We start from the raw sequence: 13,428 nt of genomic DNA, 5'->3' as shown, positions 1-13,428 counted from the left end.
GGACATTCTTTTTTGCTTCCCCTTTCCTCTCATAGCTTAGATAAGCTATTTATCAGTTGCAACTTTTTTGCAATAAAATCACATTGTCTTCCTCTATCCTTAAAGGTTGTTTAACTCGTCCAAGGATAAAGAGAAACTTGGCGCAAATACTTCCATAAAATATTTAACCTCGGGTAACTTATTATTATCCAGTTCTTGCTTAATACTTTTGTATGCAACCGAGAACTCCTGGTTACCAGCCTTAAGTTCCTCAGCACATTTTAGATATGCGCTAATTTTATCTGCAGCTTTAACAATTTGCCATAATTCCCGATCCTCATCTTGCCTCGCTAATAAGCCTAGGTAGGAATTTTTCAATTCATGTGGCAGCATATTATATATTTTCATTTGTGACATATTTTCAATATCCTTATAGACAGCTTTAATTTTGGGATTAAAATATTTTACCGGAGTTGGTAAATCACCTGTAAAAACTTCTGAAACCTCATGGTACATCCCCATTAGAGCTGCTTTTCCAGCATCAAGTTTCCCTTCAAAATATGTATTGCGAATTACAGCCAGACCATGTGCTATCATAGCTACTTGCAGACTATGTTCCTGAATATTCTCAGTAAAAGTATTGCGCATTAACCCCCAACGCTGAATAAATTTCATGCGGGCTAGAAAAGCGAAAAAATGACTCATAGTAGCACCTCAAAATGTAGTAATTTCGTTAAAGATTTTGATTGCAAAGTTGTCGGTCATACCGGATATATAATCTATGATCGCTTGAATATAGTCCTTACGATTTTCAAGGTGGTATAAAATCTCATTCCGATATTTACTCCCCTTCATTTCCCGGTTTTCAGTGTCAGAGTATTTAACTAGCCATTCGCAAAAATTGTTCACTAAACTTGGATAAATTTCACGATATTTATTTAATTCATTAATTGTATCCTTACCAGAGTAAGCTTTGAGGAGCGTCTGGTATATACATTCAATTATCAAATTTGCTAAACGTTTATAATTAGCAAGTCTTTCATGGCAATAAATATATTGAGAATTAAAGTTTTTCAATGTATTGATCAACTCAAGATATTTAGGCGAAAAAGCAATGCCCTTCTCAGGAGAACTTGTCCGGCACAAATCGATAATAAAGTCATGCATTAGAATCGTATTATTGATTTCGCTGGCCTTGGCATCTGCAAATTCGCGACTTATTTTAGTTAATTCCTTTTTTAATTCACTTACTGATAATATTTTGAGCAAGAGTGCATCCTCAATGTCTCGTCCTATATAAGCTATCTTGTCAGAAATTTTAACTATACAGCCTTCCCATGTGAAAGGGGCGCACTGACCGGCCTTCTGCACAGAATATAAATCACAAGCCTCTTCTCTAGGAAAAATTGAATTCTCATCTACCTCCCCGCAGTGGCATACTATGCCATCTCGAACTGCATACGTTAAATTAAGATTACGTTCCCTTCCCTCATTGTCGGGAAGCGTCTCACATTTATCTACAAAGCGCAAACTATTGCGCTCATGCCAGAATGTCTCTCCTATTTCATTTTGTAATATTCCTTTTATAAATTCTTCACCAGCATGTCCAAAAGGCGTATGCCCCAAATCATGTCCTAGCGCAATAGCGTTTGTCAGTTCAGTATTTAAACCAAGATAGTTGGCTATTGTATAACTAACAGAGGCTACGTGATTCACATGCTCTATTCGAGTGCAAATATGATCATTGCTAGTAGCGAAAAACACTTGTGTTTTATGCTTAAGCCGCCTATACGCATTGCTATGTAGAATACGATTGTAATCCCGTGCAAATTCACTACGAATATCATCCGTTCTCTTATAAATTGGAGTTACTCTGCTAATACTTGCTTTCCATTTTGGATTTCCTTCATGAGCACCAACTTTGGCGAACAAAGCCTTTTTCACGCTTACACCCCCATTGATGATAATTGCTTCAATTACAAACCATACTCACGCAGCGTCGACATTACTTTGGTCCCAGCTTATTTTACAATTTAATTAAGCAACATGTATTTATATCCACCATTACACACTTAATAAATTTTTTGACAAAAAATTGAAAATACCTGTCTATCTTATAAATTAACAATAAATTATTATCATATGCAATAATCAGACCTTCTTAGGAAGCAAAAAGAACGTCCCTTTGCTTCCTTGAAAAGTCGCTCATCCGAACAACAAAAAAACACCCAGCAACACAATCACTGGGGAAAGTAGACAAATAATCTTGATACAATATAATTTATATGAATTGATTAAATTACCGTTTTTATCAAATAAGATAGCTGACTAAATTTAAACATAGAATGAGGCATCCTTGTTATGTAATGCCTCATTCTGTGTTTCTTAATATCTCGTTGTGATTTGGCTTTAAGTAAAATTACTTAACAGGTCGGGCTAAAATCATCTTCAAAGCAACAGAACAGTAAGATAATAATAATGATTATTATGATCCAACTGAAACCTCCTCGACCTCCACAGCCACCGAATCCACCAAAACCCATAAGCTAGCTGGCCTCCTTATTGCATAGAGTAAGTGGTACACTATAATCTATGAAGAGTTGAACGATTTTGCGACAGATAAAACGTCCATTTTTGTAGGCGAAAAATTTACTATATACAACGTGCTAAAGATTTGTGCAGGCGGGTGGTGTGTTGGCAAAAGCGGAAGTCAAACGCCAGTGGTGGAGCGTTGTCAATGCACCACCCGCCTGCGCCGCAATATTCTTTAATGCGGAATATATATTTTAAGTAAAATTATTTTACTTGGTAGTGCTATCCTCAACCTTTCAAAAATTACAGCAAAAAACCCGCGAAATTCGCGGGTTCAATTCATTTCCAGATTTGAGTGGTGGTGGCGATCCGTGCCCCTGCAAATCCCATATCCTATTCCACAATCTGGAATTTGACTAATTCATTTCTTTGCCTTTAGTCCAAAGCTCATTCTCGCTCATGTCGACATCATCGTTCCAACTAATTCCGAATCCCCCGCCGTCAACCTGCACGGCTTAAAAAAACCTCTATCGCGTAAAATGCTAAAGCGTTCATCATTCAATTTAGGCTTTAGATCATACAACTTCGTTACTCCATTGTTAAACGTAATATGCAGAACATAGTCATCGCAAGCCTGAACCTGTCTGACATGCGCTATTTCTTTCATATTTCTTACAACTACTTTCCGCGCAAAATCGGCAAATAATCCTGTCTTGCAGACAAAATGCGCCGTATTTGTACAAGCCTTTGACTTTTGTAAATTACGTAAAAAGCAATGTACTTGCCGTCAAGCACAGGCCAATATCGATATCCCATCATCTGCAGCCGCTTGTCATAAACCACTGAACCGGCCTCTGGCAATGTTTCTAGCGTCATGATGTCCTGAAGAATTTTTTCCATAACCCGCCTGGCTGTAAGCGGGCGATCTTGCTGAATAAATTGCTTGATTTCATATAAATCCTGCCGTGCAGGTGTCAACAGTTTGATCACAAAGGGAACCATCGTCATATCAATTTAAATCTGCCATTAGATTTTTTGCTACGTCGGATAGGCGATGTCCTTCAAATCCCGTATTCGCCTCAGCTTCCGCTTCCGCTAACTTCTCGTACAAATCAAGTCTTGCCTTCATATTCTCATACTCTTCAAATTGAGCTTCACTAATAATAACAAGCTGCGTCCGTCCATTATTTGTAATAATGACCGGCCTCCCCTGTTCATTACAAATGGCGGCGATGGTCTTTGTATCACGTAATTCTTTGATCGGCTTTACAACAGGAACTCCCATAACAAAACCCTCCAAATAATGTCTCAATTATGACATTATTATATCATTTATTGTGTCAAACATTCAAGTAGATACACTGTGGTAATGGAATAATTCAAGTTGCTATTAACCCCGTCCCTTGTATTCTTCTAGAATATTTTTCCATTTACTCTCTCCCACTATGAAAAACTTTTCGTATATCGCTTGTTTCCTGTATTTTGGGGCAAAGCTCTTTGGAACCACATGCATAGCATGGGGTATCTGTTCACACAAAAAGCCAAAGAATCACCCACTAGGGCAATTCTCCGGCCTTAATCCGTGTTGCTATCCTTACTTTAGATACGACAATGTTTACGTTAAAAACATGGAAAGCTGCTCCGGCTCCACATATCTAATGACCTCTTCGCTCTCTTCGGCCCGCACGTCCTTTACTACCACTCGCAGCCTGCCATCCTCAAGGACATCTTGATTTAATAGATAACTTACCCCAAACCGGGAGGTGATCTCTCTTGGAATTCGATGGCCGGGGGCAATGAGTTGAACATCATTCTGTTTCATTATCTTAAACATTGGATCCCAAAGATAGACGGCAGAGGTTGCACCAAAAGGATTATCAGCGATGATAACCTTTTTGGATTTTACCGAGGAGTTGGCAATAGACAGCATTCTGATAAAGGATATCAGGCAGGCGGCAAAGATAAAGTACAGCGAATTGTTTTGGCCTTCTGAGCCGATAGCATTTTCCCAGCGGTAGAACTTGGAGTTTTCCGGGATGTTCTCAATCTTGTACAGCCTTACAGCGGCCTTCTCCATGTCGGTTATCTGGGCCAGCAGTTCTTTGATCGCAAGTTTAGCACTTATGCGTTTGCGGTCGACCGCACCTTCTTCGCCGATCTCCTGGACAATGCCGTTAATGTGCGCTTTCATCCGGAGAAACTTGTCTTTGTCATCAAACTCATTTAACCTAAGCTCAATCATGTTAATCCGCCGGCCATAGACTTCAATCCGTGACAGTGCTTCAAGTTTTCTTAAGTGGCTTAGTACCAGTTCAGCCCGCTGAACACAGCGGCGGATAAAGTCTTGCTGGTAGCTTTCCAGCTGTATTATGTCATGATTGATTTTCTGCATCTGCTGATCAAGGCTGGCAATATATTCGCTAAAGGCTGCTTGTCTGGCCTCACATTCCTTTGCGCTTAGCGGCCGGCTAATTCCCGCCAGTACTTCTAAAGGCTCACGAATGACAAAATTGGCCGTTTCCTCGCCAATGGCTTTAAGTCTGTTATCCCACCTGTCACATTGGCCTGTGATAGTATCTCTGAGTTTGTAAAACTCGTCTTCGAACGCGCGGAACTCCTTAATATCTGCCGCTATGGCTCCGGCATCCTCAATCTTCTCCCGCCCAATGAAGCCGTCGTAGTAATCAGCCTGAACTATCAATTTGTCTATTTTCCGTTTTATTTGTTCAAGTTCTGCGCAGGCTTCGGCAACCTCCCGGTCATAGCTTTTTATCAGCGCTTCCATTGTAGCTATTTCCTGTTGATAACGGACTTGACTATCGTAAACAGGCAGTTCATAGACCGTATCAGGCGGAATATCTTTTAGTATCCCGTCAAGTCTTACCTCGGCCGAGTTTATTCTGAGCTCAAGATCATGGACGGCCTTGTCTGCCGCTGTCAGCTTGACATCATTGTCTCTTTTGTCTTGCCTTGCCGTTTCAATCATGGCAGGAGTAGGCAGACTTATCTGCACGCCATTTTCTTCCCTTTGCGCGACTTCATCTAAGTCTCCGCCATAATCACGCTTGATTCTTTTTCTAAGATCATCAAGTCTATTTAGACACGCAGCCTGCTGGCTTCTGAGGTCATTTTCCTCAGCCGCCCTGCCGCTTACAGCCTGATGCATGGCGTTATAGTCCGCCTCGGCTTGCGAAAGGGAAAAGGTGTTTTCGACTGGAGTAAAACCAGCCAATCGTTCGACTGCTTTCTTCAGTTCAAAGAATTCCGGAAGCAGCGCCTCAAATTCCCTCTCCAAGGCGGTATAGCGCTGGGAAAGCTCAGCTATGGCAGTATTAATCGCGGTTAAATTACTGAAAACCGTTTTATATTCATTATGCTTTGCCGTAAGGTTATTTCTAATGCCGGTCAGGCTGGCGGCTGTTTGCATGAGGAGTTCGAGTTTTTCCCGTTTAAGCTGTGCGTCCGCAATGAGTTTTCCGAGCGACTCACTTTCGGCCTCTAGAAGCTGGGTACGCTTACTGCACTTTGCTTTCTCGCTGCTTATGGTCGTGCGTTCTTTTTGCAGTTCGGCGGTTTCTGCGGTTAATTGTTCCACTATTTTTTGGGCAGCTTCTATCTTATCAACCGGATATTGCGCAAAAAAGGTTGCTAACTCTGACAACGCAGCGGCTAATTCCTTTATTCTCGTACCGATAACAAGGGCCTCATTATCAGCAGCTGTTATAGCGGTTTCCAGGCTGTGAAGATACTCTTCATAGCGCTCGCTTTCAAGCACCAGCTCGGCAAAGCTTACTATGTAGTAAATCTCCTCCGCCTGTTCTTTGGCCTGCGGCTGTCGAATAGTCTCGATATTGACGATGGGGACAGGATAGTCGGAAGCAAAATCGGTTTTAAGCCTGCCGCTCTTTAGTTTTTCAAAAGACAGCCTATCAACGATCACGGCAAACGGTAGGTAGGGCAGCTTGTTTAGGAGTTCGTCCTTTTCCTCATGGCTCAGCCTGGCCAACCAATCAATCCCGGCCTGGACAAACTCGCATTTGGCACTTAGCTTGTCAGCTAATGCCAGCAGTTCTTCGTTAGGAACGTAATAGCCCCTGGCCACTGACAGCTGTTTTTTCTGGCGCAGCCGGCCTGCTTCAATTTCTTTTTCAAGCTTGGCCAATCTTTCGGCTTCGGTTAAGCGCATCAAACTTTCTTGATATTCACCCAGTGTTTCATTTTCGAAAGCTGCTGCCCTTTCTTCCAGCCTTGCCCTCTCAGTCTGGCAGCTTTTTAGCCATTTCTCCTGCTGATCTCTGGTTTTAAGGCGGGATGTTATCTCGCTCTTAAGTCTGACGTCTTCTAGGGCCAACGTCTGCAGTCTATCTGCAAGCGTTTTTATCTCCCGTGCGATTGATTCTGTCTCCTGCGAGTATGTAATCAGCGTTTCCTCAGTTTCCGCCAAAGACTTGTCGGTGAAAAGCAGCGCATCCGTCTCGCCGCGCCTCAGGAAGAATTCATTCAGTTCCTGTTGCTTTTGCGCCACTGTCTTTTCCTGAGTTTCTAAACTGGCAATGTCGCTTTTGAGCACAGCCTCTTGTTTTTCCGCTTCAACTTTTCTTTGCCCGGCTTCCTCTTGTTCGCCTTTAAGTTTATTTTTGGCTATAATAAGATCTTGGTGACTTCTATCCAGTTCGCCTAATTTTTTGTCTGTGAGGAACCTCAGCCTGCCGCCTGCCCCCCGGTATTCATCCATTTGCTTATCGGCTGAAGATTTAAGCCATTCAAGACGTGTTGCGATTTCTCTAACCTTTCTCGCATCTGTACGGAAGGCCCCGTATCCTTCTAGCGTAAGCAGCCTGTCGAGCTGAGCTTTCAGTTCAATTTGCCTGTTGGCTACCTTTTCTCGGCCTGCTTGCAGTTGTGCATGCTCGTCGCCCAGTCGTGTTTTTTCATAGTTAACTAAACCGGCTTCAAGCAGCCTTTTCAGATCTTTCCCTTCATTACTGCTTTTGGTATTATAGTCATACCTGGTTAGTGCTGCTGTTTGTTCTTGCTCTAATCCCCTCAGTTTATCAGCTATCAGCTTGCGAATTGCAAAAGCCTCCTGCTTGTACGCTTCGTACTCGGAAAATATCTCAAGCAGCTCGCTATTTTTTCGTCCAAACTCGCTGAAGTGCTCCTTGATTTTTTCATATTCAGCCATATGCCCCTTGAGCTTAAGGTATTCATTCAGCCTACTTCTGATTTCAATAAGAGTGTCAGCCAAGAGGCTGCTCTCGCTGCCCTGCTTGCCCCCCTTGTTCAATGCTTCCATGTCCTCAATAATTCTGACGAACTGGTTTTCTATCAATTTGCGCGAGGTTGCATCCTGCCTGAAATATGACTCGATATTGTTTTCACCGCTATTGATGCCGCGGATAATATTCCACTCGGCGGCAATAAGACCGTGTGCCGAGATATAACGCTGGTATTGCTCAATCTTATCAAAAGTCTCGGCCGGCAACCCCTTTTGCTTCATCTGGCCGATATACTTGCGGATGTCTTCAAAGCTGGCGTAAACCTTTCGCCCTGACTGGCCAAGGCTCAATGGTGCCGACTTGATACCCGTAATACTATTGTTATTATAAAAGACGCACCAGTTGAGATGCTCAATATCACCCGCCTGCAGGTGTTCCTCTTCCTCGTTTGCAACCGTCGTTTCGCCTGCACCTTTTCTTTTTCTGGCAGAAAAGCCGGTTAGGAGATATTTGTAATCGCTTCCCTCTTCCAGCAGCCATTCAACTGCTGCGTGTGATGTTCTGTCTTTTCCGCCCTGAAATATAAGGCTTACCGGTTTTTCCCGCCGCAGGTTGGTTTTGGGCAAAACGGTTTGGAGCAGCATGAGCAGCAGCAGCGATTTCCCGCCGCCGTTCTCCAAATCATAGGTAGTATTCTTTCCGCCCAACTCCATGCGGAAATCCTCATAGAACTGAGTGGCGTTGTTGAAATGAACATTAACTAACCTTATGCTATTGATGTGTGGCATCAGCGTTAACCTCCAGCCCCCTGACAAAGGAAAGCAAGTCTCTTCTGTTATCCCTGTCCTCATAGTAGTTCCAGATAATCACCTTTAGCCGCTCAGTCGGATAGATGATTCGCTGAGTCATATCAAGAGCAATCAGTTTCTCATTGTATAAAAACCGGCATACATTCTCTACAAAAGCAACCTTGTCATTTTTGCCGCCTGACACCCCTTCCCTGGCATCAGGCAGACGCTGCCAAACCTTGCAGATTTCAGTAAAATCAAATTGGTTTTCTTCACTGACCTTCTCAAGTTCAGGGAGCCTACCCAAGTTTTCAAGGCGTCGCGCCACGCTTTCAATAAGCTCGTTTATTTTTACATAGGCTACCGGCGTATCAGGATATGCCTCGCGGTAAAACATAGTAACCAGCGTCATAATGATAAAGTAACAGGTGAAAAGCTCGCTGTTCGTCGTAACGTAGCTAATCCTGTCCCTAAGTTCTTCATTCGTCCAGCCAAACAGACGGCTGCCGGCCTCCGGACAAACAAACAGCCTGTCGCTGCCGGCATATATTCTCAGCTCCAATTTATCGGCGATATGAATGAGCATCTCCTCAACCGCTGCATTGTAGCGGTATTTATCATATAGTAAGACGTTTTTGTTCTTACTCACTTCTTCCCCCTGCAAAAGGACTTTAAGTATATCCAGCGCATGATCCAATATTTCTATCGTGCCTGCATTCATGATTTGCTTTCTCCTATAAACATCATATCGGTTATTTTAAGTCCCGGTAAAAGCTCAAGCTCAGAATCGGGAAAAGTTGTAACAACAACCTGATTTATCGTGCTTTGACCAGGCAAACTAAGGGCGGCCTTCACGAACACTGCTTCCATAGTCTTGAGATCTTCATCTATATCAATCTTCCCATTAGCAAAATTTATCCTTTTGACATGCTCGCCGATTTTCTTATCTCTGTTAAGTTCAAGGATAAAACTAATAAAGTCTCCGTTATAGACACTATCTTCGGAAAACCTGTCCATCAGCATCTGGCCAAAAGCCTTTAGGCTTATCTCCCGCTTAGGGTTACTCAGCATCTCCAGCAGCCTTGCCGCATAGAAGACAAAGTTGCCTCTGACCCGGCGGCTGGTAAGCTTATCAACCGTAATCCGGTTAACAACAGTTTCAGGCAGCGGTTCTTCCCCTGCTTCCGCCTTCACCTGGGCAACCCGCTGCGGCTCAAAGGCTCTAAGCAGGTTAAACTGTTTTCTTACATACGGATTCATCAGCGGTTCAAACAAAAACTTCATCGCTTCCGGCCTGTCATTCTGGCTGACCAGCTTTTCAAACTCGTTTTGAAAATTGAACCGTTCGGTAAAAATGGCCTTTCTCCTAACGCCCAGCGCATTATCATATTCTTTAGTAAAGCTTACAGCTTCCTTTAACAGCTCAGTATGCAGCGTCTGCGCACGGCCGATCTCCTTTTCGATTATTTTTATCAGCGTAAAGGTGCGCACCTGCTTTTCATCAGCCAAACCATTTTGAATTCTGTCCACATATTCGTGGAACACCATATTAACATTTTTCACTGCCGTATTGAAAAGTTCGGCTTCTTCTTCGAACTGCAGGACAATACTGCGGTGATAGCGGTTATAAGCCTCGCCTGAATCAAGCTGACCGTACATCAAAGCTTCAAGGAGAGAATATTTCTTATCCTTTTTCTTCTGCACCTCCATATTGAGGCGCTTAACTGTATCGTAAGCAAAACCGAATGCTCCCTTCTCCATTTGCTTCTGGAAAAGAAGGAGGTTGATGGTTATTTTGGTTTCCTCAGGAAATTCTTTAGTCCGCAGATAAAAATCAACACCCTGCTCAGTAATAAAGTATTCAAGCACATTTTCCTCTGACTGCTTAATTTCAATAAGTTTTATGTATTTTTCGCGAAAGCTTCCTGTCTTTAAATTATAAGTTGTTAAAACAAAATTCCGGCCGCCGTTCTGCAGGCCGTCCAGTATTTCCGTTATCAACTCGCGCGCAGCAGCGGCACAATTAGCCATAATATGCCGTAAAGCCTTAGTTATAAAGGTTTCCAGCTCTCCAAAAGTTAGCCCTTTATGTTTGAGCTTACCCTCATATATCAGATAGGCAAGCAGCAAAAAACAGAGTTCCGGCACAAGCTGCATGAACTCCGTATCCATTTTGCGTTTACGCAGCATTTCCATTATGGGGTAATATACCTTTATCTGCTCCAGCCTGACGTCCAATTCCTCCAGGAAATCCTCGGCAAGAGCAAGCTCAGGATCTTTTCCGCCAAGACTTTCTTGGATAATCTCGCGGGCCAGTATATCGTCCTTGTCCAGGCTGCTACCTTTAAATGTTTGCACTTATCTTCCAAACCTTTCTCTCATTTCAGCCGCCGATAGTGCCTCTTGCGGTATATAACAGCCGCTTGTAAACAGCTCGCTTAGCTTCTCGGCCAACCCCTCAGTAAATCCGGCCAAAAACCTTGCCATGTTGTCGGCTTTGATTCGCTGTTGTTTCGGTATTTTGGCAGGTGGACGCTTTAAGCCAATGGCCAGCATTGCCTCATATCCCGTATAAAAGGGATGAATCCGATACTCAGGATATTCTGCAGCAAGTTCCGCATAAATATTAATACCTTCGGGATCAAGATCGCCGAAATAGAAGACATCATCGGTTTTTGGGTTAATCTCATATTCCTCGATAAATTTAAAACTGCTTAAAATCTTCCGTCCCTCTCCGTAAATAAGCATGTCCACCGTAGCCGCCGCCGAAACCCCCATAACATTTTCCTTGAATGACCAAAAAGTATCTTTATTTTCAATAATATATATTTTTCTTTCATTATGCAAATGAAAGTCCTTTTTCGAAAAACTAAAAAAAGGCTCCAAAGTTTCCTTACAACCAATACTTTGATAATTAAGCCCGAGTCTTTTGAGCACAAGCTCCCCGCGGCTTCTGACTTTGCCCGCTCCCTTAAAAAACTTCTCATCCCCGAATAGCTCGTAGGCCCTTTCGTTCACTGTTACCAGTTCAAACTTCTCTTGCCGAAGAAAATCAGAAATAATCGTGATAATCTCCCTATCTTCTATATAATCCCCGGGTTTCTTCAAGTAATAATCCAGCTTTGCCGGGGGAACTATTATCCTAACCATCTCGGGCACCAGTTCATTATCTTTCGGCGTAATCTCATTTATTATTTTGTATTTAAAATATAGCCCGCCTAGGGTATTCGGTTTTCGACCCACCGGCGACAAGAAAGCGTCTTCAACAAGCTGCCTTACCGTACTAGTAAAAGTTCTTTGTCCTTCGGGACTTTGCAGAAAAGCCGGCATATCCTGACCAAGACTTTCGGCAGCCGCCAGTAATGCGGTAAGAAGGATATATTTACCTTGGCAGCTCTTAACTTCATTTCTCAACTTTTTGTATAATTCTTTCGTAGACTCATAACCGTTCATAGGCACTCCGTTATTTGTATTATTTCACCATATTAATTGTATCACATTTGACCATCAAGGTTAATTCCCAAGAAGTAAACATGGGGGGCATTAAACTGAGCTGCCGGCAGCTCAGTTATTTTGACTGGTCAAGAGACAAACAGACTGTATTGTATAATGTATAAATTCAACGGTATTTATTATGAACGGCTCGTAATATATAGAAAAGGTGAACATATTAATTTTGTGGGGATAGTTTAGAAAATGAAAAAATTCGGTAAATATTTAAATAATTTACCAAAAAATGAATGGCACGATTGTTTTTTATCAAGACGCATTTCACATATTGAAAATTTAGGTGAAAAGCTTAAGGGATTGGAACCATTGTTTGGAACCTACCACTTAAACGGAGTTCTTGGTAGAGGTGGATTTAGTATTGTATATAAATTATTTCACAAGTATGATAAAAACTCTATATCGGTCGCAAAAGCTATCGTTATACCTGACGAAACAGGGTTAAGAGAGCTATACATTGCTATGAAAAACGATGAGGAGGTCGAGCAATATAGCAAAATTGTTAAAAAGTACAATACAGAAATTTGATATTATAGAGCTAGACGGTATCTTCCAAGTAATTTTAATTCAAATGGATTTCTTGAAAAGAATTGACAACTACTTTACTTGTTTTGATGAAAACAAAGTCATAAAGCTCGGCATTGACATCTGCACTGCTCTCGAGGTAATACAAAAAGAAAATGTTATGCACCGTGATATAAAACCACAAAATATTTTTTTATCCCAAGATAATAATCATTTTAAGCTTGGCGATTTCGGTATTGCCAAATACATGGAATCTACAAGTGAAGTAACCAGAATTGGAACAGAATTATATATTTCTCCCGAGATATATCACAGCAATGTCATTAATGCTAACAATAATAAAGTAGATATGTATTCGTTAGGATTGGTTTTATACGAGCTGATGAATAATAATCGTCTCCCATTTCAGTCGCAGAAATACAATGATCATTTAGAACGCAGTAAAGCAACTCATTATAGACTTTTGGGAAAAAAAATTCCGCCACCTATTAGGGGCAGTGATGACCTACAAACAATTGTTCTAAAGTCATGCGCTTATGACTCGAAAGATCGTTTTGATGATATTTCACAGATGAGAACCGCCTTGACTGGACTCACATAAATCCTGCACATTTTTTCCAAATTTGCGTAAAATACTCAGCATAGAAGCATAGAATAGTGGGGAGTAAAAGGGGACTGCAAACTTGTCCCCTTTTTTGTTGTAACTGAATTTGCGAAACTTATTGTACCTTATCCTTTGATTAAAATCATAATCTTGCTCGCCTCCACCAAATACTCCAAATAAACAGCAACAACAAATAATACCGGAATGAGGAAAATGCTAACCGCCGTAGCGACCGTGCGACTCCATCTCTTTAAAGACATGGCGGGGATAATTT

The 13,428-nt window shown here is 42.0% G+C and carries 11 protein-coding genes; 2 read left to right on the top strand and 9 right to left on the bottom strand.

Annotated features, from left to right (window positions below; genetic code table 11):
• Positions 1-99: 99 nt before the first annotated feature.
• The 9 genes from yfbR to BLR65_RS10475 form a co-directional block, all read right to left on the bottom strand.
• A complete protein-coding gene (yfbR, locus tag BLR65_RS10515) occupies positions 100-684 on the bottom strand; it encodes a 5'-deoxynucleotidase (RefSeq protein WP_093794150.1) in 585 nt (194 codons plus the stop codon).
• Between the two features lie 9 nt (positions 685-693).
• Positions 694-1,923 carry a deoxyguanosinetriphosphate triphosphohydrolase family protein gene (locus BLR65_RS10510; protein WP_093794149.1) on the bottom strand — a complete coding sequence of 410 codons (1,230 nt, stop codon included), beginning with the start codon at positions 1,921-1,923 and terminating at the stop codon, positions 694-696.
• Between the two features lie 1,045 nt (positions 1,924-2,968).
• On the bottom strand, positions 2,969-3,178 hold the full coding sequence (locus BLR65_RS10505; RefSeq protein WP_211285165.1) for a DUF2442 domain-containing protein: 210 nt from the start codon (positions 3,176-3,178) through the stop codon (positions 2,969-2,971).
• Positions 3,179-3,189: 11 nt separating this feature from the next.
• Positions 3,190-3,519, bottom strand: coding sequence for a type II toxin-antitoxin system RelE/ParE family toxin (locus tag BLR65_RS10500; RefSeq protein ID WP_093794148.1), 330 nt, complete (start codon positions 3,517-3,519; stop codon positions 3,190-3,192).
• 1 nt (position 3,520) lies between these two features.
• Complete coding sequence (locus BLR65_RS10495; protein WP_093794147.1) at positions 3,521-3,796, bottom strand: type II toxin-antitoxin system Phd/YefM family antitoxin; 276 nt, start codon at positions 3,794-3,796, stop codon at positions 3,521-3,523.
• Between the two features lie 330 nt (positions 3,797-4,126).
• Complete coding sequence (locus tag BLR65_RS10490) at positions 4,127-8,518, bottom strand: coiled-coil domain-containing protein (protein ID WP_143122553.1); 4,392 nt, start codon at positions 8,516-8,518, stop codon at positions 4,127-4,129.
• On the bottom strand, positions 8,502-9,239 hold the full coding sequence (locus BLR65_RS10485) for a DUF6063 family protein (RefSeq protein WP_093794145.1): 738 nt from the start codon (positions 9,237-9,239) through the stop codon (positions 8,502-8,504). Before BLR65_RS10485 ends, BLR65_RS10490 begins: the two co-directional genes overlap by 17 nt.
• Positions 9,236-10,876: a hypothetical protein gene (locus BLR65_RS10480; protein WP_093794144.1), complete on the bottom strand. Its 1,641-nt coding sequence runs from the start codon at positions 10,874-10,876 to the stop codon at positions 9,236-9,238. The genes BLR65_RS10485 and BLR65_RS10480 overlap by 4 nt, the downstream gene beginning before the upstream one ends.
• Positions 10,877-11,971 (bottom strand): Wadjet anti-phage system protein JetD domain-containing protein, encoded by a 1,095-nt coding sequence (locus BLR65_RS10475; RefSeq protein ID WP_093794143.1) that lies wholly within the window; start codon positions 11,969-11,971, stop codon positions 10,877-10,879.
• Between the two features lie 243 nt (positions 11,972-12,214).
• On the opposite strand from BLR65_RS10475, the gene BLR65_RS10470 reads away from it, so the two are divergent.
• Together BLR65_RS10470 and BLR65_RS10465 are read left to right on the top strand one after the other, a co-directional pair.
• The gene (locus BLR65_RS10470) at positions 12,215-12,553 is read left to right on the top strand and encodes a hypothetical protein (protein ID WP_093794142.1); all 339 of its coding nucleotides are present in this window, start codon (positions 12,215-12,217) and stop codon (positions 12,551-12,553) included.
• 52 nt (positions 12,554-12,605) lie between these two features.
• Positions 12,606-13,151, top strand: a complete 546-nt coding sequence (locus BLR65_RS10465) for a protein kinase domain-containing protein (protein WP_176772728.1) — start codon at positions 12,606-12,608, stop codon at positions 13,149-13,151.
• Positions 13,152-13,428: the final 277 nt, after the last annotated feature.

It is taken from the genome of Sporomusa acidovorans, assembly GCF_900101845.1.
Taxonomy (GTDB): domain Bacteria; phylum Bacillota; class Negativicutes; order Sporomusales; family Sporomusaceae; genus Sporomusa; species Sporomusa acidovorans.
Note: the sequence above shows the minus strand (reverse complement) of the source record. Positions and strands in the feature narration are given on the sequence as shown.

Coding starts and splice junctions, on each gene's coding strand:
- yfbR (WP_093794150.1), bottom strand. CDS start 684: ATGAGTCATTTTTTCGCTTTTCTAGCCCGCATGAAATTTATTCAGCGT.
- BLR65_RS10505 (WP_211285165.1), bottom strand. CDS start 3,178: ATGAAAGAAATAGCGCATGTCAGACAGGTTCAGGCTTGCGATGACTAT.
- BLR65_RS10500 (WP_093794148.1), bottom strand. CDS start 3,519: ATGACGATGGTTCCCTTTGTGATCAAACTGTTGACACCTGCACGGCAG.
- BLR65_RS10495 (WP_093794147.1), bottom strand. CDS start 3,796: ATGGGAGTTCCTGTTGTAAAGCCGATCAAAGAATTACGTGATACAAAG.
- BLR65_RS10490 (WP_143122553.1), bottom strand. CDS start 8,518: ATGCCACACATCAATAGCATAAGGTTAGTTAATGTTCATTTCAACAAC.
- BLR65_RS10485 (WP_093794145.1), bottom strand. CDS start 9,239: ATGAATGCAGGCACGATAGAAATATTGGATCATGCGCTGGATATACTT.
- BLR65_RS10475 (WP_093794143.1), bottom strand. CDS start 11,971: ATGAACGGTTATGAGTCTACGAAAGAATTATACAAAAAGTTGAGAAAT.
- BLR65_RS10470 (WP_093794142.1), top strand. CDS start 12,215: ATGAAAAAATTCGGTAAATATTTAAATAATTTACCAAAAAATGAATGG.